Origin of the sequence: Psychromonas algicola (assembly GCF_004378355.1) — a bacterium.
Classification (GTDB): domain Bacteria; phylum Pseudomonadota; class Gammaproteobacteria; order Enterobacterales; family Psychromonadaceae; genus Psychromonas.
Map to the genome: position 1 here is coordinate 1 of NZ_SNUB01000013.1, position 24,830 is coordinate 24,830.

27 protein-coding genes are annotated in these 24,830 nt (G+C 36.1%); 13 read left to right on the forward strand and 14 right to left on the reverse strand.

Annotated features, from left to right (window positions below):
• Positions 1-162 precede the first annotated feature (162 nt).
• The 3 genes from fis to prmA form a co-directional block, all read right to left on the reverse strand.
• A complete protein-coding gene (gene fis, locus E2R67_RS08255; protein WP_025563271.1) occupies positions 163-462 on the reverse strand; it encodes a DNA-binding transcriptional regulator Fis in 300 nt (99 codons plus the stop codon).
• Positions 463-480: 18 nt separating this feature from the next.
• A complete protein-coding gene (dusB, locus tag E2R67_RS08260; RefSeq protein WP_134290475.1) occupies positions 481-1,443 on the reverse strand; it encodes a tRNA dihydrouridine synthase DusB in 963 nt (320 codons plus the stop codon).
• Between the two features lie 137 nt (positions 1,444-1,580).
• On the reverse strand, positions 1,581-2,465 hold the full coding sequence (prmA, locus tag E2R67_RS08265) for a 50S ribosomal protein L11 methyltransferase (RefSeq protein ID WP_134290476.1): 885 nt from the start codon (positions 2,463-2,465) through the stop codon (positions 1,581-1,583).
• Positions 2,466-2,743: 278 nt separating this feature from the next.
• Here prmA and E2R67_RS08270 point away from each other — a divergent pair, with 278 nt between their 5' ends.
• Positions 2,744-3,382, forward strand: coding sequence for a response regulator (locus E2R67_RS08270; RefSeq protein ID WP_166739344.1), 639 nt, complete (start codon positions 2,744-2,746; stop codon positions 3,380-3,382).
• Between the two features lie 16 nt (positions 3,383-3,398).
• Here E2R67_RS08270 and E2R67_RS08275 read toward each other — a convergent pair whose 3' ends face one another.
• From E2R67_RS08275 to acs, 3 genes are all read right to left on the reverse strand, one after another.
• Positions 3,399-5,060: a hybrid sensor histidine kinase/response regulator gene (locus E2R67_RS08275; RefSeq protein ID WP_134290478.1), complete on the reverse strand. Its 1,662-nt coding sequence runs from the start codon at positions 5,058-5,060 to the stop codon at positions 3,399-3,401.
• 414 nt (positions 5,061-5,474) lie between these two features.
• The gene (gene aroQ / locus E2R67_RS08280; protein WP_134290479.1) at positions 5,475-5,912 is read right to left on the reverse strand and encodes a type II 3-dehydroquinate dehydratase; all 438 of its coding nucleotides are present in this window, start codon (positions 5,910-5,912) and stop codon (positions 5,475-5,477) included.
• Positions 5,913-6,054: 142 nt separating this feature from the next.
• The gene (gene acs / locus E2R67_RS08285) at positions 6,055-8,004 is read right to left on the reverse strand and encodes an acetate--CoA ligase (RefSeq protein ID WP_134290480.1); all 1,950 of its coding nucleotides are present in this window, start codon (positions 8,002-8,004) and stop codon (positions 6,055-6,057) included.
• A 365-nt stretch (positions 8,005-8,369) separates the two neighbouring features.
• Between acs and E2R67_RS08290 the strand changes: the two genes are divergently transcribed.
• The 4 genes from E2R67_RS08290 (at position 8,370) to E2R67_RS08305 (ending at position 11,954) form a co-directional block, all read left to right on the forward strand.
• Positions 8,370-9,707, forward strand: a complete 1,338-nt coding sequence (locus tag E2R67_RS08290) for a hypothetical protein (RefSeq protein ID WP_134290481.1) — start codon at positions 8,370-8,372, stop codon at positions 9,705-9,707.
• Entirely contained in the window at positions 9,694-10,440 is a 747-nt protein-coding gene (locus E2R67_RS08295) for a type IV pilus modification PilV family protein (protein WP_134290482.1), read from the forward strand. The genes E2R67_RS08290 and E2R67_RS08295 overlap by 14 nt, the downstream gene beginning before the upstream one ends.
• 266 nt (positions 10,441-10,706) lie before the next feature.
• Entirely contained in the window at positions 10,707-11,213 is a 507-nt protein-coding gene (locus tag E2R67_RS08300) for a DinB family protein (protein WP_243836981.1), read from the forward strand.
• Between the two features lie 6 nt (positions 11,214-11,219).
• Positions 11,220-11,954, forward strand: coding sequence for an NRDE family protein (locus E2R67_RS08305; protein ID WP_134290483.1), 735 nt, complete (start codon positions 11,220-11,222; stop codon positions 11,952-11,954).
• Positions 11,955-11,986: 32 nt separating this feature from the next.
• On the opposite strand, the gene E2R67_RS08310 is transcribed toward E2R67_RS08305, so the two are convergent.
• Together E2R67_RS08310 and E2R67_RS08315 are read right to left on the reverse strand one after the other, a co-directional pair.
• A complete protein-coding gene (locus E2R67_RS08310) occupies positions 11,987-12,208 on the reverse strand; it encodes a SlyX family protein (protein WP_134290484.1) in 222 nt (73 codons plus the stop codon).
• Positions 12,209-12,216: 8 nt separating this feature from the next.
• Positions 12,217-13,203, reverse strand: coding sequence for a WD40 repeat domain-containing protein (locus E2R67_RS08315; protein WP_134290485.1), 987 nt, complete (start codon positions 13,201-13,203; stop codon positions 12,217-12,219).
• A 125-nt stretch (positions 13,204-13,328) separates the two neighbouring features.
• Here E2R67_RS08315 and fkpA point away from each other — a divergent pair, with 125 nt between their 5' ends.
• Positions 13,329-14,057 (forward strand): FKBP-type peptidyl-prolyl cis-trans isomerase, encoded by a 729-nt coding sequence (gene fkpA / locus E2R67_RS08320; RefSeq protein WP_134290486.1) that lies wholly within the window; start codon positions 13,329-13,331, stop codon positions 14,055-14,057.
• Positions 14,058-14,107: 50 nt separating this feature from the next.
• On the opposite strand, the gene E2R67_RS08325 is transcribed toward fkpA, so the two are convergent.
• On the reverse strand, positions 14,108-14,713 hold the full coding sequence (locus E2R67_RS08325; protein ID WP_134290487.1) for a histidine phosphatase family protein: 606 nt from the start codon (positions 14,711-14,713) through the stop codon (positions 14,108-14,110).
• Between the two features lie 93 nt (positions 14,714-14,806).
• Between E2R67_RS08325 and E2R67_RS08330 the strand changes: the two genes are divergently transcribed.
• Entirely contained in the window at positions 14,807-16,012 is a 1,206-nt protein-coding gene (locus E2R67_RS08330) for a BaiN/RdsA family NAD(P)/FAD-dependent oxidoreductase (RefSeq protein ID WP_134290488.1), read from the forward strand.
• Between the two features lie 226 nt (positions 16,013-16,238).
• Here the strand turns inward: E2R67_RS08330 and E2R67_RS08335 are convergent, their stop codons facing one another.
• A complete protein-coding gene (locus E2R67_RS08335) occupies positions 16,239-16,805 on the reverse strand; it encodes an imm11 family protein (RefSeq protein WP_134290489.1) in 567 nt (188 codons plus the stop codon).
• A gap of 1,132 nt (positions 16,806-17,937) precedes the next feature.
• Here E2R67_RS08335 and E2R67_RS08340 point away from each other — a divergent pair.
• Complete coding sequence (locus E2R67_RS08340; RefSeq protein ID WP_134290490.1) at positions 17,938-20,073, forward strand: CHAT domain-containing protein; 2,136 nt, start codon at positions 17,938-17,940, stop codon at positions 20,071-20,073.
• A gap of 257 nt (positions 20,074-20,330) precedes the next feature.
• Here the strand turns inward: E2R67_RS08340 and E2R67_RS08345 are convergent, their stop codons facing one another.
• Both E2R67_RS08345 and yefM read right to left on the reverse strand, forming a co-directional pair.
• Positions 20,331-20,591, reverse strand: a complete 261-nt coding sequence (locus tag E2R67_RS08345) for a Txe/YoeB family addiction module toxin (protein ID WP_134290491.1) — start codon at positions 20,589-20,591, stop codon at positions 20,331-20,333.
• Entirely contained in the window at positions 20,588-20,839 is a 252-nt protein-coding gene (gene yefM / locus E2R67_RS08350) for a YoeB-YefM toxin-antitoxin system antitoxin YefM (RefSeq protein ID WP_134290492.1), read from the reverse strand. The genes E2R67_RS08345 and yefM overlap by 4 nt, the downstream gene beginning before the upstream one ends.
• Positions 20,840-21,245: 406 nt before the next feature.
• Here yefM and E2R67_RS08355 point away from each other — a divergent pair, with 406 nt between their 5' ends.
• The 5 genes from E2R67_RS08355 (at position 21,246) to E2R67_RS08375 (ending at position 23,998) form a co-directional block, all read left to right on the forward strand.
• Positions 21,246-21,533, forward strand: coding sequence for a hypothetical protein (locus E2R67_RS08355; RefSeq protein ID WP_134290493.1), 288 nt, complete (start codon positions 21,246-21,248; stop codon positions 21,531-21,533).
• Between the two features lie 209 nt (positions 21,534-21,742).
• On the forward strand, positions 21,743-22,048 hold the full coding sequence (locus tag E2R67_RS08360; RefSeq protein ID WP_134290494.1) for a hypothetical protein: 306 nt from the start codon (positions 21,743-21,745) through the stop codon (positions 22,046-22,048).
• Positions 22,049-22,162: 114 nt separating this feature from the next.
• Positions 22,163-22,522 carry a hypothetical protein gene (locus E2R67_RS08365; protein ID WP_134290495.1) on the forward strand — a complete coding sequence of 120 codons (360 nt, stop codon included), beginning with the start codon at positions 22,163-22,165 and terminating at the stop codon, positions 22,520-22,522.
• Positions 22,523-22,859: 337 nt separating this feature from the next.
• Complete coding sequence (locus E2R67_RS08370) at positions 22,860-23,231, forward strand: hypothetical protein (protein ID WP_134290496.1); 372 nt, start codon at positions 22,860-22,862, stop codon at positions 23,229-23,231.
• Between the two features lie 377 nt (positions 23,232-23,608).
• Positions 23,609-23,998: a hypothetical protein gene (locus E2R67_RS08375; protein ID WP_134290497.1), complete on the forward strand. Its 390-nt coding sequence runs from the start codon at positions 23,609-23,611 to the stop codon at positions 23,996-23,998.
• A gap of 106 nt (positions 23,999-24,104) precedes the next feature.
• Here E2R67_RS08375 and E2R67_RS17000 read toward each other — a convergent pair whose 3' ends face one another.
• Together E2R67_RS17000 and E2R67_RS08380 are read right to left on the reverse strand one after the other, a co-directional pair.
• Positions 24,105-24,377: an imm11 family protein gene (locus E2R67_RS17000; protein ID WP_445177035.1), complete on the reverse strand. Its 273-nt coding sequence runs from the start codon at positions 24,375-24,377 to the stop codon at positions 24,105-24,107.
• Positions 24,350-24,682 (reverse strand): hypothetical protein, encoded by a 333-nt coding sequence (locus tag E2R67_RS08380; protein WP_134290498.1) that lies wholly within the window; start codon positions 24,680-24,682, stop codon positions 24,350-24,352. Before E2R67_RS08380 ends, E2R67_RS17000 begins: the two co-directional genes overlap by 28 nt.
• Positions 24,683-24,830: the final 148 nt, after the last annotated feature.

A 24,830-nucleotide genomic window follows, 5' to 3' on the forward strand; every position in this document is an offset into this window, starting at 1 on the left:
GGCACAATTTAAGTTGGAGGGAAAACGTGAGCGAAGTTATCCGAGGTGTTTAAAAGCGTCTAAAAATCGATATCCAGTGGCGAAAAGTAAATATGCCGTTCACCTTAAGTGAACGGCATTAACTAAAAAGTCGCTTTTTTACATTCTAAAATAGGAAAGAGCTTAGCCCATGCCGTATTTTTTTAATTTTTTACGTAAAGTACCACGGTTAATACCTAGCATGGTTGCCGCGCGAGTTTGGTTACCACGAGTGTATTGCATGATGATATCTAACATCGGTGCTTCAACTTCTGCTAATACTAATTCGTATAATTCAGTGGTGTCTTGTCCGTTCAATTTTGCCACATAGCCAGATACAGCTTGACGTACTGAGTCACGTAGGGGACGTTGAGTTATTTGCCCTGTAGCTGGAATACTAGTGGTTGTTGTCAGTGCTTCTTGAGAAATATTTTGTTCAAACATGGGTATTAACTCTTTTAATTACAATTGATTTAAATAATTTTCTAATGCGTTTAATTGCTCGTGAGCACTTTCTATCGCATTAAAATTACGCTTAAAGTTGCCTAACTTGTCTTGTTCTTGCAAATACCACCCGACGTGCTTCCTAGCGATTCGAGGTCCCATTACATCACCGTAAAAAACATGCAAAGCTTGCACATGCTTCAATAGTATTTTTGTAATTTCCATTTGTGCTAAACCTTGAGCATGCTGCCCTGTGTTTAGAAAGTGGTTAATGTCATTAAATATCCAAGGTGCACCTTGTGCGCCTCGTCCAATCATGATGGCGTCTGCTCCTGTATGGTCCAGCACGTACTTAGCTTTTTCAACAGAAGTAATATCGCCATTTGCAATCACAGGGATTGTTATATTTTCTTTAATTGTTTTTATTGTGTCGTATTCTGCTTCGCCTTTAAAAAGGCATTGGCGTGTACGACCATGCACGGTTAGTGCTTGGATACCTGCTTGTTCAGCGATCTGTGCAATCTCTAATCCATTTCTACTTTCTGGATCCCAACCAGTGCGAATTTTCAAAGTGACAGGCACATCCACTGCATCAACAACACTTTCTAAAATAGCCTTCACTAGATCAGGATGTGGTAATAATGCTGAGCCTGCTTTCTTCTTATTCACTTTTTTGGCGGGACAACCCATATTTATATCAACGATCTGAGCGCCTAACTCCACGGTTAATCGTGCAGCATTGGCCATTTCCAGCGGTTCTGCGCCAGCAATTTGTACAGAGCGGATACCTGATTCATCATGGTAGTCCATTCGTAACTTAGATTTAGTACTATTCCAAACACGAGGATTGGATGACAACATCTCTGATACCGCTAATCCAGCGCCTTGCTCACGGCAAAGCTCTCTGAAAGGTCGATCAGTGACGCCCGCCATAGGTGCTAAAATAAGATTATTGTCTAATTGATACTGTCCAATGCGCATATTCTAAGCGTTCTCTAAGTTAAGGCGGCGTAGTCTACGCATTTTTTCATCCAGAATAAAGGTTAATAATTAACCATTTTGCAATTATTTAGCTTGCAAATTAAGCAACACTTTGTTCTCAGTAATTTATAACCGCTTTAAGCGTGCTTAATTCCTGATAAACGAGCCCATTCTTCCTTGATTTTTGCTGCATCCATATCAAACCATTGGCCATAAACTGCAATCAATTCTTCAGCCTGTTGTTCCAAAATGCCAGAAAGTGCTAACGCACCTTTTTCTTTAACTAAACATTCAATGCTTGTTGAAAGCTCACGTAACGGACCTGCTAAGATATTAGCGACTAATACGTCAGCCAAAATGCCTTCAGGTAAATCTTCTGGTAAATATAGCTCTAACTGGTCTGATACTTGGTTACGCTCTGCGTTATCACGGCTAGCGGTGATTGCTTGTGGATCAATATCAATACCAATCACACGTTTTGCGCCAAGTTTTAAAGCTGCGATGGCTAAAATGCCAGAGCCACAACCAAAATCGATAACTACTTTATCCTGTAAGTCTTGTGCGTCTAACCATGCTAAACATAATGCAGTTGTTGGGTGAGTACCTGTGCCAAAAGCTAGGCCTGGATCTAACATCACATTAACTGCATTTTCGTCAGGTACTGGTTTCCAACTTGGGCAAATCCATAGGCGTTCACCAAATTGCATAGGGTGGAAGTTATCCATCCATTCGCGTACCCAGTCTTTATCTTCTAGTTGTTCGATTTTGAAGGCAAAGTCATCGGGTAATAATGAACTTGTTTTTAATAGAGCAATGACAGGCAGTAAATCTACATCTGCTTCATATAGACCTGTTACATCAGTATCTCCCCATAGGCGTGTTTCGCCGGGCATGGGTTCAAAAATTGGTGTATCTTGAGAGTCGGTAAAGGTTGCAGACAGAGCGCCATTGTCCATTAACAGTTCACCAATTTCTTCTGCATTAACATTATTGGCATTTAATTTTAGCTGGATCCAAGGCATGACTTTTCTCTTTTAATTGAGGTAATAGATAAGGCGCAAGAATACAGGGATTTAATAAATTAATATACCCGTTAGCATTTAAGTGTCTTTATTCAATAATTAGTGAGCAGCAATAATTAAGAGCTATACTGCTCAATTTACCTCGGTATTTCAAATTGTGCGCGTAAGTTCAAAAAATATTGTTTATAATCTATTTGATATAGCAATTTCACATTGTTTTGCTTGCAAAAGAATACGTTAGCGTGAAAATGGCTAGGTATTGCAGAAAGGATGTATCGATGAACAAGATTGTGATTATTGATGATCATCAATTATTTTTATACGGTCTTAAACTGACGTTAGAAAATGAAGGTAATTTAGTAACTACTTTTGATAGTCCACTAAAAGCTTTAACTGAAATAAAAGATATTAACCCCGATTTAATCTTAATAGATTTATATATGTCTGAGATGAGCGGAATTGCCATGCTTGAAGCTTTAATGAAAGCTAAGATGGCTTCCCCCGTTGTCGTGCTGTCTGCAAGTGAATGTTATAGTGACGTTTATCATGCACTACAAAATGGTGCTATGGGTTTTATTCCTAAGTCTTATTCTCCACAGGAGCTAATCTATGCATTAGATAGAGTTTTTGCTGGCGATTTATTTGTACCTGAAGATATTATGGTTGAAATTGAATCTGTTGCTCAATTAGAAGAAAAGAGCAAACAAGATTACCACTTATCAGATAGACAAATACAAATTCTCAGATTGCTTCAAGATGGTAAAAAGAACCGAGAGATAGCTGACGCGTTATGTATTTCACAAGATACTGTGAAGTTTCATCAGAAAGGCTTATATCTAGCTTTAGACGTATCTGGTGCTTCTAGTCGCTTACAAGCCGTTGAAAAAGCAATTTCAATCGGCCTGCTTAAAGCTTAATTTTGCGTAACAACAATTAAAGCAACTGTTTCAACATGGATCTTAATGAAGCGGGTTTAACGGGCTTATTGAGGATCATATAATCTAGCGATTTACTCGACTCTTTAACTTCTTTTAGCTTTTCAGGATCGGCTTCACCTGTGAGTAAAATAGAAGGAGTACCATTTTTAATCTTTTTAAGTACATCCAATCCAGTCTTTTGATTGGGCAAGCGGAAGTCCGAAATAACTAAATCATATTCTGCTGCTGAATACTTGGCTAACCCTTCTTCCGCAGTATCTGCACAATCGACGTTATAACCCCAGCTCTCAAGTAGCATGCTCAATGCCATCAAAATACCTTGATCATCATCTATAAGCAGTATTTTACAATTAAGACATTGATTGGATAGCTCTTTTAACTCTTTGCGTTTCTGCGGTTTGAGCCCCGTATCTAGCATTAAACTAAAGCAGCTCCCTTTTTTATTCGTTTTAGCTTCAATACTTGTATTGCATAAATGCGCTTTGCGTTGTGCAATCGCAAGCCCCAAGCCAATCCCTTTGGTTTTATTGTTTAAAGGGTTTTCTGCTTGTGCAACTTCATCAAATAAGGTTTCAAAAATAGAACTCTCTATTTCTTCTCCTTGATTCCAAACCTGTATTTTTGCTTGTTTTTGATAATGGCGAGCACTTAATAAAATATGCGCATTTTTATCTTGGCTACCGTGCACCATTGCATTGCTTAACAACACATCAATGATGCTGGTGATTAATCGAATATCACCTTTTACTGTAATATCTGGTAAACGTGTAGAAAAGTTAATGCCTTTTAATAACGCTTGCTGTTGGTATTTTTGAATGATTGGCACTAAAGCAGAAGACAGCTTAAATTCAGTGATTGTAGGGGTGATTGCATTACTATCTAAACGAGAAAGATCTAATAAGCTTGATATCCAGCGTTCTAATTCTTCCGAAGAATGTTTAATACTTTGTGCTAACTGAAGATGTTGTGTATCAGTTAATTTCTTTTCTAATAAATGGCTATATAAAGATAAGCTACTAAGCGGTTGTCTAATATCATGAACGATACTATTTAGATAACGACTACTTTTTTTACTCATAATACTATTTTTTTCAAAATTACTAAGCGATTGGTTATTATGAGATTTATTCGCTCTGAATTGAGTGTAAATAGTAAGGTAACAAAGTGTGAGTAAAAATGCGCTGTTAAATAGGAACACTAAAGGATCGGTATTACCTAGTATTGATGCAAAAATATAACACAGTAATAAAAACACATTATTGGCGATTAAATAGCGAGTGTTATAAGCCAATAAATAAGAGTAAAAAAGTGGTAACAGTAAAACTAAATATAAAAAACTATTAAGGTAAGTTTGTTCTTGGAAGTGACTGTTAATGGTTACAAACAAGGTGAGCACAACCGTTGTGATAGGAGCGATACGGTGAGCTAAATCATCCATTTCTTTAACGATGACATATAAAGTTGCAGTGCATAATAATAAAACTAGAACAGGAACGACTATAGGTGCTGTAAAAGTAGGAGATGAGTCAAACAGAGTATAGCTTTGAGCAATACCAATCAGGAAGAAAAAAACAAATGAAGAAACGATGGTAATATTAAAAGAGCGTAATGATTGCCATCTTATTTGTTGTTTTAGTAATTCTTGGTGAGCATCCATATTCAAATCCGCTATTGATTAATCTTGTAGTATATCCGTATGTAATAAATAGATAAAGTTTACCTTTATCTTATTGTTTTTTATAGTGATTGTCTAAAGTAGAACCGTTGCTTATTATGATTGGTATAAAGTCTATTTACTGGTTTGTTAAAATCAAGGCAAAAAAAAAGCCTAACAAAGTTAGGCTTGCCTTTAACAGGTATTCTTATTACAAAGTAAATAAAAAACTTATTTATATGGCATCAAAATTAGGGTCACTACTATGTCTTAATTTCTTAGGACCCAGATAGAGTGCCTTAAGTTTTTAAAAAAAGTAACTACCCGCATGGGTAGTTTTGACATTTTCTTGCACATTTCGGCATAAGTATGCATAAATAATGAATTATTATTGCATTGTAAGTTATGTTTTAGTCGTTATTTAGGTGTTGTAAATTGTTTTGCGCTTTGTAAGGCGAATGAGTATCCCTGCGCTCCCATGCCACAAATTACAGCGCAAGCTACATCTGATAAGTAAGAATGATGTCTAAATTTTTCACGTTTATGGATATTAGATAAATGCACTTCTACAAATGGAATAGCGACACCTAATAAAGCATCGCGCAAAGCAACACTGGTATGTGTAAATGCTGCTGGGTTGATAATAATGAAATCAATTTCGCCGGCGCTAGCGTGAATTTTTTCTAGCAACTCGTATTCACGATTAGATTGTAGGTGCGATAATTCGATATTCAATTGTTCTGCTTCAGACTGTAATGACACAATAATATCGTCGAGTGTTTGACTGCCATAAACTTCAGGCTCTCGTTTACCCAGTAAATTAAGGTTCGGTCCATTTAATACCAATACTTTCACTTTCTACTCCTTTTAAATATAGGGCTCATAAAAAACTCCTCGAGAACAAATCTGTTAACGAGGAGTTTAGCGATAAAGCAGTCAATTGGCTATCTCTACACTGTAAGCAATTCTAATATTGCAGTGATAGCTATTGTTTAGATTAACTAATTTCTTGATTTTCTTTAATTAATTTATCCACCACACTTGGATCCGCAAGGGTAGATGTATCACCTAATTGGTCACTTTCACCGGTAGCAATCTTACGTAAAATACGACGCATGATTTTTCCTGAACGTGTTTTAGGTAGTCCTTCGGCCCAATGTAAAATATCTGGTGTTGCAATTGCACCAATTTCTTTGCGTACCCATTGTTTTACTTCTGCATATAACTCTGGTGAAGAAAACTCACCTGAATTTAAGGTGACGTAAGCGTAAATGCCTTGCCCTTTAATTTCATGTGGAACACCTACTACCGCAGCTTCTGCAATTTTAGGGTGTGATACTAGTGCGCTTTCAATCTCTGCTGTGCCCATACGGTGACCTGATACATTCAGAACATCATCAACTCGGCCTGTGATCCAATAGTAACCATCTTCATCACGACGAGCGCCATCACCCGTAAAGTACATGTTCTGGAAAGTTGAGAAATAAGTTTGTTCAAAACGCTCGTGGTTGCCATAAAGTGTACGCATTTGACCCGGCCAGCTATCAAGCATAACTAAATTTCCTTCAACTGCTCCTTCTAAAATAGCACCTTCATTATCGACTAAAGCGGGTTTAACACCAAAAAATGGGCGTGTTGCAGAGCCTGGTTTTAGATCCGTGGCACCAGGTAGTGGCGTAATTAAAATGCCACCTGTTTCTGTTTGCCACCATGTATCGACAATAGGGCAAGACTTATTACCAATCTTATCGTAATACCATTGCCATGCTTCTGGATTGATGGGTTCACCTACAGAACCGAGGATTCGTAATGAACTGCGATCAGTACCTTGAATTGCTTCATCACCTTTTGCCATCAATGCGCGGATTGCTGTAGGTGCAGTGTACAGTAGAGTTACTTTGTGTTTATCAACAACTTCACTCATACGTGCTGGTGTTGGGTAGTTGGGCACGCCTTCAAATAAAAGAGTGGTTGCGCCATTGGCGAGTGGGCCGTAAACCAAATAACTATGACCTGTGATCCAACCTACATCGGCGGTACACCAATAAATATCTCCTTCTTGATAATCAAATACATATTTGAAGGTCATTGCGGCATAAACCAAATAACCACCTGTAGTATGTAATACGCCTTTAGGTGTACCTGTTGAACCTGAAGTGTAAAGAATGAAAAGTGGATCTTCTGCGTTCATTGCTTCAGGTTCACAATCCGTTGCTTGTGATTGTGTTACTTCAGTCCAATCTAAATCACGACCTTTAACCCAATTCACATCACCGCCTGTATTTTTAAATACAATGACATGTTCTACGCAATCTGTTCCATCTCGAGTTAAGGCTTCATCAACGTTTGCTTTTAATGGAACCGTTCTTCCGCCACGGCGACCTTCATCGGCAGTGATCACTAACTTCGCACTACTATCGATAACACGGCCAGCAATCGCATCAGGAGAGAAACCACCAAAAACAATAGAGTGAACCGCACCGATACGTGTACAAGCTAACATCGCAACGGCCGCTTCTGGTGTCATTGGCATATATAAACAAACTACATCACCTTTTTTAATGCCTTGTTGTTTTAATGCATTCGCGAATTGACATACTTGTGTGTATAACTCTTGGTAAGTTATTTTTGCATCTTGGTCTGGTGAATCACCTTCCCACAGTAAAGCGACTTGATTTGCTCTTGTTGCTAAATGGCGATCAATACAGTTAACTGAAACATTTAACTCACCATCTTCAAACCATTTAATATTTACATTGCCTAGTTCATATGAGCTGTTTTTTACTTTAGTGTAAGGTTTTATCCAGTCTAAAATTTTACCTTTTTCGCCCCAAAATAGATCAGGATTATCAATTGATGCTTTGTAATCAGATAAATACTGTTCGTTAGTTAATAAGCTTTTTTGTGCTAGCTCAGGTGAAACCGGGTAAATATTATTTCCGCTCATCTTTAACTCCATTTATAGTTCGATTGCTTATAAATTCCATTTTGTTTATTTAAAAAATAACGAATTTATCGTAGTCGACAAACTAAATAGATATTGTGAGGAAGGGCAATGTTGTTAAATAAATGTTAATTATGGCTAATATGGCAACGAATTTTGAGATCAATATCATACCAATGAGGTGGGAAATAAAATCAATAAAGGTTAAATAAGAATAAATTTAAGCCATCATTTATGCCTCCCTTTTTTTGATTTTCAATCTAAACTTTAAGCTCTTGTTCTTATTTTTTTAACTTATGACTTGAGTTCATAAATATATTTAACTGAGTTTGTTAAGTTAAAAATTTTGTCATGATGTTGGTGATAAAATGGAAAAGTCGATTCAACATTTTAAGCAAAAAGGGTTTGCTGTATTAACAACTGTCGTGATACTAAGTGCAGCTGGGATCCTATATACCCTGAATATGGCTCAATCTCAGTTAATTGATAATCGAATCTTAGGCAATGTTTTTCGTAATAATGAAGCCTTAGCAAATGCAGAATCTGGTGTGAATTTGATACTGAATAAACTAAGCCATATAGACACCGCAGAGCAAGTTATTAACCAGCTTCCTTTTACTTATCCAGAACAATTAACAGAAGCGCATTATTACCTAGTGAATGTTAAAAGTATTAAAGATGATCAATTACAAATTACTTCGACAGGTTATTCTCAGGATAAAAGTGCCACAAAAATGGTTTCATTAAAGGTTGAACGTATTGAAGTTTTTGATATTCCTGTCACCACTCTCTCTGCTAATGGGCAACTTAAAATAAATTCAAAGGGCAATATTAATACTGGGTGTGAAGGACTGAGTAAAGAAGACTGTCGTTCTCCTGGAAACATTGCCGAACAAGCGGTTATAAGTGGCGTCTCTTCTCAAAGTAGCGAGCTTTGCTCAAGTGATTCAACAGAATCGTTATTAAATGATCAAATTGAAAATATTGCAGATCAACAATGGGGAAATGCAACTTCATTTGCTGGTACTGTTTTCGATAATGTCGATGCAATTGATGATATGAAACAAGCGACTTCCTTATTTGAAAGCACTTTTGGTATTCGCTTAAATGATGCAAAAGAAGCGTTAGCTTCTTCGGATCTGGTTGCTAATATTGATATGACAGAGTCTTCAGCGTTAAGTTGCTCGGAACAACTTAACGCAATAGATGAATCCATTAGTATTATTTACATTAAAGGTGATTGTAATATCGATGTAAATGACCCTGCATATCAAGCTTATCCAGAGACAGAGCGTTTTACTATTGGAACGATAGATAAACCTAAAATGGTGTTTTTTGAAGGAGGGACTTTTGTAACACAGCCCGAGTCAGGCGTTTCAATTAATGGTTTACTTTATTTTATACCAGCTTCCGAAGCCTTATTGGATGAGAATGGAAATGTGCTTTATAGCGATGGCGTTATACAAACCGTTGATCAACAAATTGTCGATATGAGTGGTGTGAGAGTTAATGGCGCTCTTTTAAGTGAATATAATTGTTCACACAATGAAACCGATAAAAACAAAAGCGCAAGTATGCAGCGTTTTTCGGTTCGTTACGATAAAACCGTGTTAAATCATTTATACGGTCAGCTAAATATGCAACCTTCGGCAATGCGTTATCAATTTGTTGTTGGATCGTGGAGGGACTTTAATGGTTCCTTGTAGAGTCAGGTGTTTAAAATATTTATCTCCAATAAAGAGAAAAGGATTTTCACTGATAGAGGTCTTGGTGTCATTAGTCATCATTAGCTTAACTGCAGTGAATATTACCGGACTGCAGAATAAAATTGCACAACAACAGCGTGATAATATTAGCCATGCCGCCGCGCTTTCAATGGCAATTGAAAAAATGGAAGAAGCATTAAGTTTTACCACGGTTGATAAATTAATGGCCATGAATAATGTGTCAGAAACAGTCATTCATGACACTATTGGCGAATTAACAATCCGTTGGCAAGTGACTGATGTTGAGGAAGATAGTTTGTTGACTGATGACTTCAAACGAATCTCGCTAACTATCACTTGGCTAGGGCGTGCAGCACAAACACAATCTTTTACTTATTCATCACAAGTTAACTTTGGAACCTTATTATCTACTGCTTCAACATTTGAACAGATCACAGAAATTGAACAAACATCGGGTATTATTGTCTCAGCTTTAAATAATAGTGACGTGATCTATTTCGAAGCCAATACAAGCTATCGAGCAGGGACCTTTGTTATTTTTGATAGTTATTTGTATCAAGCAACACAAGATTATCAGCTAGGAGATGAGTTACCTCATACAGCTCGAAACCCTGAATCAGGAAGCATTGAACTAGGAGAAGGATGGCAAAGTTTTGGGCCCATTAGCAACTCTGAATTAGCTAATATAGAAGGTTTGGCAACAATATTTTAGTTATTTATTTGATTAATAACGTAATAACGACTTTACTTAATAGGCCTTGGGGCCAAGATTTATTAGATACCGATGTTACTAAATTGTGATAAGTACTGTGACAAAATATGTTATTCTGCACAGATAATATACAAATACATACACTTAATACGTAAACACTTTTAATGCCAATTCCTTTAAGTAGCTGATTTTATATAACGTAATACATATAGAGTTAGACGAATCGATTATTTAATGGAATTAGTATCAAATTATTCAAGGAACAAATGGCAATGATTAAAAGCCAAATTATTATATTACAACAGGCACAACAGTATTTAGAGTCTGTGACTGAAGAGCAGTATACGGAAGTTATTGCGCCATTTTTTATGAGCTCTGCCGGTGCCCATATGCGCCATATTCTCGATCATTATTATTCAATCATAAATGGTTTAAAAGAAGGGCTTATTGATTACGATAAACGTAGCCGTGGTGGCACAATAGAAACAAAATTAACGGCAGCGAAAGGTGCAATCAGCGAAATTAGTGATTTCTTAAACAAGCTTTCTAATGATGATCTTCAACAAACCGTGAAATTATCAACGGAAATATCAGTTGAAGATAAAAACGTTGCTATTGTTGATACCACTGTTGCGCGAGAAATTATCTTTGCCGGTAGCCATACCGTACATCATTTAGCAACGATTAAACACATTGCACAAATGCAGGATATTGAAGTAGATAAAGGTTTAGGTATTGCACCTGCAACCGCTACCTTCTTGCGTGCAGGTTAAGTTGTTATGTGCACATTAACTTACCGATTAACTGAGCAGGGTTACCAGCTTTTTTTTAATCGAGATGAGCAAAGAACACGACCACAAGCAATTCAACCCACAGTTAATACATTATTGAATGCAATTTATCCCATTGACCCTAGTGGCGGTGGTACATGGATTGCAGCCCATCAAAGTGGCGTAAGTTTAGCATTATTAAACTATTATCAAGCCCAGATTGACCCAAGCCTTAAAAGTTTCACTAGCCGCGGCATCATCATTCCTCATTTATTGGCGCATTATGAAGATATTCACAAGCAACTAATGGGGATGGATTTAAGTGTCTTTCAAGCTTTTCAACTATGTGTTTTTGCTAGTGATTTATCCGCACAAAAAGGCAAACAAACACAAGCTACGCAATATGTATGGGATGGTAGAAAGTTAACTTACTCAACATTAGCGGTAGAAAGTGCATTGCCTATTACGTCATCGGGTGTTGATTATCCAACCGTATTGGCTGCACGGCAACAACAGTTCAACATCATGATTTCTGAACAATCTACAACAAGTGATTATGTTGCTTACCATAACCATCAAGGTGAATCGGGTAAATGCTCTGTGAAGATGTTTCGGGATGATGCACATACGGTGAGCTTTACGCAGATCAGTGTTGATCAAAGCAAAGCATTAGGTGAAAAAGTGAGTGTTGAGTATGTGGATCATCTTCTTGATGAAAACAATACGGCAACATTTCAACTTTAAATATTACCGCCTATAAAGAAAGTGGGTTTGACTTAATAATGCGGAGGACGCATCTCTTCTTTTTCAGAAGCTAATTGATTTGGTTCACTTTCTTTTAACTTAACTGCTAACAAAGCAACTTGCTCCGTTAATTGCTGTGTGCGACGTTGTTGCTCAAAAATCTCTTTATTTAACGTATCGATATTATCTTCCTGAAAGGCAACTTTCATCTCTAACTGTTCAATACGTTCTTCTAACTGTTGTTGGCTATCCATGGTTTCTCTTATAAAGGCGCTAATGGCCAAATCTCTAATAATCCAGCAGAACTTTCAGTGACAATCTCTGAATCGCTCCATAATGTTGCCGAGTATACTACAGCTGTTTTAGGACGTGTTTCTTTTCTTGGGGTAACTGACCAATGTTGCACCGCTAAACCTGTTTTTGACTCCCATAGCACCACTCTTTTAGAAGCGTTACCTGTTAATAAAAATTGTCCGTCTTTAATAAAGCGCACTGAAGAAAAGATTGATTGGCGTGCTTTATAAACTAAAGAACTCATTAATTTACCTGTTTCTAAGTCCCAAATTTGTGCCGCTTTTTGACTATCTGCTATAAAGGCAAAGCGACCACTTTTTTCTAGCCTTACCATGCTCACTCGCTCTGTAAATTGAAAGCTTTGTACTACTTGTGCGGTTTGTGTATCCCACAAAAATGCTTGATGATCATTACCACCAGATAACACATAGCGGCCATTACTAGACATATCAAGAGAACTTACTTTAGTTGTGTGTAGTGGCGCTTCTAAGCGGCGTCCCGTTTTTAGGTTAATATGAACTAACTTACCGTTAACTTGTCCATAAACCACATAGTCGCCATTACTTGAGACTTGAATATCAGTGATCGGAGATTCAGTCACCTTGTAAAAGCCTAATGATTTTCCTGTTTGGGTATCCCACAACACAAATTCATGGCTACTTGCTGATAGAGCAACACTATTATTTGCAGACAAGCGCACAATAAAAACATCGTTATTTTTGTTATTGTAGTGATGCCAATTAAACAGCAACTTATTGTTTCGATTATCCCACAGGCTGAGCCCGTGATAGATAGATGAAATAAAGGAATAATCGCCATTTTGCGAGATTTCAGAAGCGAACGCGCCATCAATAGCATGTTCGAATTGTTGAAGAGGTTGTGGCGAACGTTCGCAGGCACTCAGTAGAAGAGCGCTTGATAGCAAAAGAAATTTGAGCGTGTTAGTTAATCGCATAATTAAATTATCTTTGTTGATGAACAGCTTTAAGGTTAGTATAAACAAACTATTTAAGATACTCAGTTAAGTCTTTTTTGAGGCAAAAGTGAGATTATCTATTCAATTTATTATTTGGAGTAACAATGAAAAACGTTTTTAAAGTTTCTTTATTAGCAGCAACCGTTGCAATCACAGTTGGCTGTAATCAAACAGGGGCTGTTGAAGTCGATTTCGATAATGAAAACCAAAAAACAGCTTACGCAATTGGCTCTTCACTTTCTCAATACGTTGAAAACACATTAACAAAACAAGCGGAATACGGCGTAGAGTTAGATAAAGAAGTTATTTTACAAGGTTTCTCTGATGCAATTCGTGAAAAAGGCCATTTAACACAAGAAGAAGTGTTAACAACATTAAAAGCTTACGACACGAAAATGCAAGAAGTTGCACAAAAAATGCAAATTGAAAAAGCTGAAAAAGCGGCAGCAGAATCAAAAAAATACTTAGAAGATAACGCAAAACTAGATGGCGTGACAGTCACTGATTCTGGTTTACAATATTCGGTGATCACTAAAGCGTCTGGTCCTAAACCAAAAGCAACTGATACTGTAACTGTACATTACGTGGGTACATTAACAGATGGTACTGTGTTTGATAGTTCAGTTGAACGTGGTTCTCCTGCAACTTTCCCACTAGATCGTGTTATTCCTGGTTGGACTGAAGGTGTTCAATTAATGAGTGTTGGCGAGAAGTATAAATTCGTTATCCCTTCTGATTTAGCTTACGGCGATCAAGGTGCTGGTGAGAAAATTCCAGCTGGCGCAACACTTGTATTTGAAGTTGAACTGCTAGAAATCGCAGCAGCAGAATAAAACTTTTATATGAGATAAAAAGGTCGTCTTTACGGCCTTTTTTTGTGCCTTTATTTTTTGGTATCGCTACGTTCAATACTTTGCAACATCCAATTACCTTCGTTAAAAGATAAATGACAAACACTAGCATTGTGAATATTAAACATACGTGGCGCATCCACTGGAATATGTAAAACTTGCTTAATTAACATCGCAATAGACAAACCATGCGTCATGACGGCCACCGCTTCTCCACTATGTGCAGCTTCAATTTCAGTTATTTTATCAAATAAACGAGTTTGCACTTCTGCAAGTGTTTCACCTTCACCAATACGATAATTTAATTCACCTGAAAATAAGCGTTTTAGCTTTAGTTTATCGTCTTCAGACAAATCTTTTCTAGGTTGACCATCTAAATGATCATAACTGATTTCACGTAAGCGAGGACAAATTTGCAAAGGTAGCTGCTTCGATTGCACAAGCGGCGTTGCTGTCACAACAGCTCGACCTAAGTCACTGCTATAAATGTGTTGTAACGGGATATCCTGAAAATAATCCACTAAATTCAAGGCTTGTTGTTGCCCCTGTTCGGTCAAAGGACTATCGGAATGGCCTTGGAAACAATATTGTAAATTAGATAAAGTTTCACCATGGCGAATTAAATACAAATCAGTCATCAAAATCCTTTATTTTTAAAAACACAAATAGTGTATCCTTAGCGCTTGTTTTTGGATAGATATTTCAACAATCGCTTTCAATTAAGGTAACTCATGTTTGATGTAATTATTATTGGTGCTGGTGCATCTGGTTTGATGTGCGCAATCGAAGCAGGTAAGCGCGGACGCAAAGTACTTGTGATTGAGCATGCTAAACGTGTTGGACAAAAAATAATAATGAGCGGTGGTGGGCGTTGTAATTTCACTAACCTCTACGTCGAGCCTAGCAATTTTTTATGTAGCAACCCCCACTTTGTAAAATCAGCATTAAGTCGTTACACACAATGGGATTTTATTGCGCTGGTGGACAAACACAATATTGCTTGGCATGAACGCGATCACGGACAACTCTTTTGCGATGACAGCGCAAAACAAATTGTCGCGATGTTATTAGACGAAGCGAAAGCCGTAAATGTCACCATCAAAACACAATGTGAAGTGCTGGATCATCAAAAACTAGCCGATGATCATTTTGCAGTACAAACTTCACAAGGCGACTTTGAGTGTCAATCATTAGTGGTGGCAACTGGTGGGCTTTCATTACCTAAATTAGGCGCAACGCCTTTTGCTTACCAATTAGCTGAAAAATATAACTTACCTGTGAAACCAACGCGCGCAGGTTTAGTACCGTTTACCTTACAACCGGTATTAAAAGATAAATTGGTTGAACTCTCAGGTATTAGTTTTCCTGCAACAGCAACAAGCATTAGAAAAGATGCGAGTAAAAAAGAAACGCCAATGAGTTTTAGTGAAGCATTATTATTTACTCATCGTGGTTTAAGTGGCCCGGTTATTTTGCAGATATCTAACTATTGGCAAGCAGGCGATACCATTGTTATTGATTTATTACCTAGCCAAGATTTACACATTTTATTAAACCAAACACAGCAAGATCGCCCTGAATTAGCACTTAAAACACTATTGTCACAACACCTTCCTAAACGAGTGGTGGAATGTTTATTAGGCTTAGCTGAAATTGAAAGCCGTCCATTAAAACAATTTAATGAGAAAGAGCTTCAACAGGTCGTTGAGTTATTTCACCAATGGCAACCACAAATTAATGGCACTGAAGGTTACAGAACAGCGGAAGTCACACTCGGTGGTGTTGATACTGACGTACTGTCATCTAAAACCATGGAATGTAAATCCGTTAAAGGGCTTTATTTTGTCGGTGAAGCGATGGATGTAACTGGTTGGCTCGGAGGGTTTAATTTTGCATGGTGTTGGAGTTGTGGCTGGGCAGCAGGACAAGCGGTTTAGTTTTTTGTTATTGGGTCGAATTAACTCGTCTGCGCTCGTCGAGTTAGTTAGGTGTTTATTTATTGTGTTTTCGCGCTGTCGGTGACTTTACTTTCTCTCAACAGCAAGACCTTTTACCCACAACATGCAAAGAGACTGTCACCGACTCGCTTTCTAAGCCAAGCGTCCTATTTGGGGTTGCTTACCTCAATGAGTCGGTGTTCAGCACTTCATTCTGGCTTGTTTATTAAGCGTATTCACTTGGGTGCACAAATTCAACGTTTTTGTATTTCCCTAAACCTTCTATATAGTCTTTCAGCTCTTGTGATACAAGGATAGAAGACATTTTTCCAGCAGGTCTGAACAAATGATGACCTCCCGCTTTACTTTCGTTGATCACAATATCATCAAATAATAAGGCCACTTCAGGAGATGAACCGTCATTCAATGTAGAGGCTTGCATATCAAAAACATCTAACAAACCGATAATGTTACACAATTTGTAATTCGTCCAAACTTTCCCCGACTCACCATCGATAAGATGGCATTCATAAGCATCTATATTATCTATCCCGAAATTAAGAAGATCAGCAAGGAATTCATCACTGATTAACAGTGGGCTTTGAAAAATTTCAGGCATTACATCTTCGGGGTATCTTAAATCAACTAAGATGGGCTCTTCCACTTGATCGGTACGTAATTTCGCACCATCAATAAAATCTCCCCAACAGAGTCCATTATCCTGCTTATTCATTGAGGCGTCACATAATTGATAGTGGCCGCCTGGCCTTTCCATTAAAAAAAAGTGGGACATTATTCTTCCTAATATTAGCTATTTCGTCATTCAGCGGGAGGCTCATTCTGCATACTATCTAATTCAACCTTCGCTTTGAATCATCAAGCAACTTGAACCGCTATTAATTTAAGCCTCAAAAAACAAAGCTATTTTCGTAAATAAAAATAATAACGAAAATAGCTTATAAATTCGAACAACATCTTTTTATCACGACCAACGAATGAACGCCAATTTTCTGCTTATATGAGAATTAACGTCTTTAAGTTTACGTAGGTCTGGGCTCACCCTATCAGTTTGAATTTTATAGGCAGTGTTTTCGTTCTGTCGGCGACTTTACTTTCTCTGAACAGCAGATACTTTTTATTCACAACACGCAAAGAGAGTGTCACCGAATCGCTTCCTAATTCAACCAATGGCTATACATTAAAATTCAGTTTCTTAACACACCAGTTCATATGACACGTCTGTGTGTCGGATGAACTTACAGCAAGGAGGTTATCCATTGTTTGTGAAAACTCAACGGTGAGCGTTATCGTTCTGTATTGAGCATTGCTTATGTTCTTATTATCGTTATTGTTGTTATTTGGGGACGTGGCTTTTAAGCCACCTTTGGTAAGCAAAATTCTTCGTTCCTAAATAGATACTTTAGTATTTACTCTTTTTGCAGAAAATATAGGCTCGTCTTCGCTCGTCGTAGCGGTTTGGTATTCATTAGCTTTGGTTTCGCCCTGTCGGCGACTCAACTTTTTCTTGGTCAGAAGAAACCTTTTACCCACAACACGCAAAAAGACTGACACCGAATCGCTTTCTTGATCCAATCAACAAATACCTTCCTTAACGCACCAGTTCATAGGTTGCGTCCATGCGCCGAATGAACTTACAGCAAACGTCCTGTTTGTTGTTGCTGGAAGTTATTCATTGTTTGGGAAAGCTCAACGGTGAGCGTTGTTGTAGCCGCGTTGGGTATTGGTTTGATTGTTAACTAATTGATGAGTAGAGGTAAAAGGCAAGACCTTGCTCTCGAATTTTTACTACCGTTTCTATATAGTTAAGCAATGACCGTAAGTGTAATCTATGCTTTTGATATTATTTATTATTTCATGAGTCAGCTCAAAGTTGATTTAAATACATAACATTTTTGGGGAAATATGTGAATATTATATTATTAAGTAAACTGCTTTGTGATGAATTTGTAAAACTGAATATAGAAGAAAGTCTTTTTGATATATCTAACCACACTCAATTAAATGGTCTTTTATTAACAATCCAGAAAATACAGAATAAGTTGATTGAAGAACAGAATATAGAGGACCTTGATTTAGTTTCACGTTTAATGGCTGAACAAATTTTCAAAGAAAAAAATGATTCAAACCATTCAACAATTAACTTTATTATTCACTTTATAAGTTATATACCATTCAATTATTATTGCTGCATTGGAAACCATAATAAAGCCTTATCATATGTTTCATATTCTTTTTCTGACAATTTTAATGACGAACAATCGAAAGAGTTCAATTTAAATAGACCTTCTGATTTTATTAATAACTATTATGTCGCAAATAATGAGTCATTAGGTGAGCTATTCAACTGGATTGGTAACTTCTATTTTATATGCAGAAGGATTTCAGCTTATGAAAATATTGCAAATGAAATGCTTGATCTTTTTTATCTGGTTGTCAAAAATAGAATTAATGTAATTAGTTTCGGTTGGGCAATTGGAAGCATTGCTTGTTGGGCCAATTCGATAAACCATAAGCAAACGCCTGAAATTGTTTTATACATTCAAAACTTAGTCAAATCAGACGTATGTAATGGAGACACTACCATTGATCTATTATTGTCTCTTTCAACGGAGCTTGCTAAATACACTAAAGAACCAGCTCATTATTGGGCTAACATTGCTCTTAGATATTATGAGAAGTATTGTAAAAACCATCAAAAATTACACTTTTTATTTAATGTTATATCGCGAGATTTTGAAAACTTAGACAGGAATTCATTAAAAGAAATTTTATTAGAAATAACGGATATAAATAATAGTCATGATATCGACAGTGGCTATTCAAGTATCATAATGCAGAAAGACCGATTATTTGAAATGATAAAGCCAGCTATTTTAGCCTTGGCTGCCACTGGCAATATTAATGAGGTACTTCAAATTTTATCGACATGGTATGAAGTTGAAGAGCAGAATTTAATTGATGAGGAAGATGTATTCTTTATAGATCCTACGTATAAAGATTATTATAGGCTTTCATCATTAGAGTATAGTTTTCATTGCAAAAGAGATGTAACGCAAATTATTACCAATGTGACTAGAGGTTTCAGTGAGTTTAATCAAGTATCACATTCAGTTCGAGGAGTTTCTGGTTTTGAAGTCATTCCGAAAAATAAAGATAGATTTGGCGTTCCGAAACAGGAGCTGTCAGATGATTTCGAGTTACTCCTGAAGGAGTTCTATAACGTAAAGGGAATAAAACGCAGTATTAAGGAACTTAAAAAAAACATGTCATCAATAGTCATTCCATCAGACCATTACCCAATGCAATATATTTTTCAAAAATATTTAGGGAAATGCTATCCTCAGCTAGTTAGCCTTGAAGCTCCTCAAAAAGATAGAAGTATTGTCAAAGTGTGTATTTGGTCTGGTTCTAGTTCTTTAACAGAAGAAGTTGAGTATAAAGCTTTAAACAGCATTTTTAATCGAGAAAACGTTCAAGTCGATTATTTTTCATCAGTTAAAGCTAACAAGGCAAAGTTTCTGGATTGCTATCAAGATAATTCTTATGATGTTATCTGGATAATGTCTCATGGCATATATGATCATTGGAAACCATTAGGAGCTGAGATAGTTATAGGAAATGATGAAACTATTTCTTTAGATGAATTAAAGTCTATCTTTGTACCACAATTTAAGCGGAGGCTTTTATTTTTAAATGTTTGTGATGGAGCTGCCCATACAAGTTTTGATGGTTTACCTAAACTAGGCTTTGCTCCTGCTTTAACTAATAGAAATCAATGTTCAATATCGCATTTGTGGCCAGTAAATCCTTGGGTAGCATCATTATTCGGTGTTGTTTTTGCTGAAAATATATTAAAAACTAAAGATTTTTTTCAAGCCTATTCCAACACTTTAGGTATTTTATCGCTATCAAATGATAAAATTATTGATTACCTGTTTAATATTTCAAATTTAGATCCTGACTTTATCGATAGAATTAAAAATCAACGGATTAACTATAGTTTACTCGCACATTCTGGATCCGCTGCATTTTATCAATAATGTGAATTGTAAAGTAGTGGACATCCAATTGTTAAAGTCAATTGTTTAAAAATAAAATGAATACTCAACGTGCTTATACTAATCTAGGAAACTATCCCGTTGAGTTTTTTTATTAATGAGTGACAGTCTTATTCATAATATAGCTAAATTAGTCTGCATTAGTCCAAACGGTAAGGTAATACTCAAATAGTTTCAATATCGATCTGCCACCTTCCATTTAAATAAACAGGCTGGAAATGAAAAGTTCTACAGCTTCGTTATGTGCCGTAATGGTATCGCAGTTGAGCAATTAGCATTGTGTCATCTTTATGCTTGTAAACAATTCGATGTTCATCATTAATACGACGCGACCAATATCCTGATAGACCGTGTTTTAAAGGTTCAGGTTTTCCTATACCTTCGGTTGGATTTCGTTGAATATCTTTAATTAGCAAATTTATTCGTTTCAATATTTTTTTATCGGTTGTTTGCCAATATAAGTATTGTTCCCAAGCCTTAGTTGAAAAGGTGAGTTTCATTCAATGAGATCTCTTTCTGTCCCATTTCCTGATTCAAGTTCGGCAATGGAATCAAGTAGATGTCTTGCATTAGCAGGGGATCTTAGTAAATAAGTGGTTTCTTCCATTGCGTTATAGTCTTCTAAAGACATCATCACAACGGGAGCTTCACTTTTGCGAGTTATGATTACTGGGGCATGATCATTACAAACATGCGCCATTGTCTTTGCTAAATTTGCTCTAGCTGCTGTATAGCTTATTGCATCCATGTTGAACTCCAATATGTTCGTGTACGTTTATCTGTACAGTTTAGCGTGGTGGCACATGACAAGCAATTTAAAATGAAAGTAATAGATGTCTACTTATTAAAGTTACTAATATCAACGAGTTAAAAATAAAATCGATACTCAACGTGCTTATGCGAATCTAGGAAAGCTATCTCGTTGAGTTTTTCATTAATGAATCATAGTATTCTTCATAATATCGATAAATTATAAATAGTCTCAACGTTAATTTTCCACCTTCCATTTATGTTTAAATCTGAATACTTATCAATGAAAATAGAAACAACTTATTTAATCTTATTTAAATGTAAGTTAATGTGGCTTTCATTTAAATAAACTGGCTGGTAAATGAGGAATTGTACAGCCTTGTTAAATTTTACGGAGATTTTACATGAATGAAGATAATGTGATTTATTCTTTCGCGTGGTTTCAACCTAAAGAATGGCAACTATTAAAAGAGTCTGTAGATGATCCTACTAGCTTGGATAATTCATATGACGAATGGCGCAGGCAGGCGGAAAGTGCAATCGGAGAGTTTAGGGCAAATGGAAAGAAAGTTAAAAAAGTATCTATTAACGTTTCTGAGTTGTTGACTTGGTGTGAATCGAAAGGTCTTAAGCCTGATAGCAAAGCCAGATCTGAATTTACTGCTTTTAAAGCTGAGCAGAGAGCAAAGTAAATACTAATGTGCGAGATAGAGACTTCCAATTAACATCCAGTTTATGCATTGACATGCTTAATTTCTACAAACTTAATGTTTAAAATGAAACAACTGATTTTACTCTAAAGCTTTGACTGGTAATGATTTAATTATTGTTGGTGTTAATTTTTAACCATAATTCGTTACTATCGTGAATTATGGATAATATACTGTTATAAGTACTGAAAATGAAAAGTATCGAAACATTGCCTCTGCATGACGCAATTTTAAACACTATTAATATTGACTGGAAAAATCGAAGTGTAATATTTAACCTAAATGTTTTTATTGTTAAAGGTGGTGATGCATTAAGTCATCAACTTACATTTGAAAACATTTCGAATATTGAAGTTCCACATAATTCACCGTGGGGAGATTCAATTTTTATAAATGGTGTTTCAATAATTGAAGATAATTATGAAATTGAAATACAAAGTGGTGATGTAATAAAAATTACAGCTGAAAAGCATAGTTTTTCGCCTGTTGCCTCATAACAAAACTAATTAAAACCGACGCAAAACACTACGCTTTCATTGTGTTTCGCGTCGCGAATTATACACAATGAAAGCTCCGCGTTTTCTCGCGGCTTATTAGAGCGTTAGGTAACAATGATTATATTTGATGAGTATGATGACCGATTTGAAAAAAATCTATTCATAGATGGTGTTGATGTTTGCATTTCAATGGATAAGCCAACAACTAAATTAGCCCTTTCTACTTTCGGCAGTTTTGTTGATGAAACTGCATCTGATTTACTTACTAAATCCGTTGATTATATAAACCAATTAAAAGCTGAAAGTGGAATTGAATATATTGATGATTTATCAGATCCACAAATCATTGGTAATGAAGACACAATTTCTGTTTATTGGTCATCGGATAAAGGTGAGCCGAATGGTGAATCAGTTATTGGAGTGGATTTTAGAGTTACTGATTTAACTCCATATGATTTAACGATCGGCGATTAAAGTTAACATACAAGGCACTCAAACGAATAATGGATACAGAAGAACAACTCAAAGATAGTGAAAGGCTGAAGCGCTATATCTTTCTCGGTAAATTATGATGCTTCTATTGCTGATGAGCTTGGAGAAATATTCTGGCCTAATTGAACGCGGTCTTTAAAAGTAAGCATTCTATCATCGCGCTCAATCCTGATGGTTCTGTGCTTAAAATATGAATGCATGTAACAAGATAATAAATTGTGATTCACTTTACTTTGTCATTGTTAGTTGCAAATACCACAATAAAACTGTCAAACTAGTTTACACATTATTTAGGCGTTATGCCGCAAGAGGAATCTAAATGAGTTATCAACTATATTTTTGGAAACAAAGTGCAAATGTGAACGCTACGCCATTAGAAATAGTAGAGGCTATTTCTAATGGCGAAGAGCCTCAGTATTTGGAAAGAATCAATATTGAAGCATTATTAATCGATATTTTTGAGCAATGGCCTGAGCATGAAAAGAGCTTTGGCAACGATGGGCAGTTAAGTCAAGTATTGATCGAATTTAAAGATTCGAAAAGTTGTGTAGTATTAGATTGGAGTCTAAAACACTTGTTCGTTGAATCGCATAGCGCCCCTGGGGAGGAACTGAATACATTTATTGATCTAGCTGCAAAATACGAATGCCCTCTATTCGACCCTCAAACCAATCAAAGGTATGTAGGGTGAAGCATAACAAGTTTGTGAATTTGACTTATTTACGCTATCCAAAGATAAAAAGTAATGGACATCCACTTGTTGAAGTCAATCATATCAATGAGTTAAATATTAAATCGATACTCAACGTGCTTATGCGAATCTAGGAAAGCTATCCCGTTGAGTTTTTCATTAATGAATCACAGTATTATTCAGAATATAGATAAATTATAAATAGTCTCAATGTTAATCTGCCACCTTCCATTTATGGTTCAATTTGAATACTTATCAATGAAAATAAAAATAATTTATTTAATCTCAAGTAAATGTAAGTTAATGTGGTTTTTATTTAAATAAGTAGGCTGAAAATGAGAAATTCTACAGCCTCGTTAGTCATAAATGAGGTATCCATGAAATTTATAGACGCTTTCTCACCAACAGAAGAAGAGTTGCGCATATGGGCATCAAATCCTGAAGCCGAATACCCTGTGGAAATGAGTCAGGATTGGGACTTAATTTTGGCAGACATTAATTATGCAGAAATATTAATTAAATTAGCTTGTGAAGAAAGCCCAAATAAAGACTTCTTCCTCTCTTGTTTGTATATATTATCTGGTGCATCTCGCTCAGATGAGAAGGCAATTAGTGAATTAAAGGTAATGTTAAAATTAGTGCCTTTTAATGCGTCAGAAGATGTAAAACTTTGGGTGAAAAGATCAGAGAACTTGTTTAATAATCCAGCTCTATACAATTATGATGGGTGGGGTTGGGGTGATTTAGCCCAAGATAAAGGTGCCTAACAAGTCGTTGCATCGGAAAAGAGCACCCATCCACTTTTTACTTCAATGATTAGCTGTTTGGAGCTATCGAATCATTCAAAAGAAGGGCCATTATTTAATTGTTGCTCTATACCACTTCAATTGTCTCAAGGTTTAAATTGGTAACATTTGGCAACCTTCTTTTAATTTCATCCACAAGGCGTTGGTTGATAAAATACTTTTTTTCACTTTCTTTCACTCTGAAGATATCGGGCAATGTTGCCATTTTTTTCTGATCAAATACAAAATGCCTTACTGCAATGACTTTGCCTTCAGAATTATATTTTATAACTGATTCTTCTTTATCTAAGCAATCAAAGCTTCCTAAAGGGTTTATATAAAAATAGTTTTTCTTCTCAATTCGCTCACGGTGATTTGAATTTTAACCGGTAAATATTCACAACTTTCGCCACAGAACTCCTGAATAATCTCTTTTATTTCAGACACTACAATTAAACTTAATTCTGAATTTGCAATAATATCGCTAGGGTAAATTCCACCTTCTTCAGAGCTCATTTTAGCCATAACATCTTCGGGGTATCGTGATGTCGCTGATATACCTTTCACAATGTAAGAAGAGAGTAAGTTGATTTTTTCTGGTGGGCGAGTTAAAAAACAAAAGTCTTCGTCTTCTCTTCTGTACACATTAATTCGATAATAATTCATTAATACCTCATTTTGATTTAACTTCGTCAAATTGTTCAAAGAGTTATTTTTACCTTTTGATAAACCTTACGTTATTGATACTTATCTATTTTTTATATTACAGTTTTCATTTTCTAATTATTAAAATATTATCTTGTTAATTAATGCG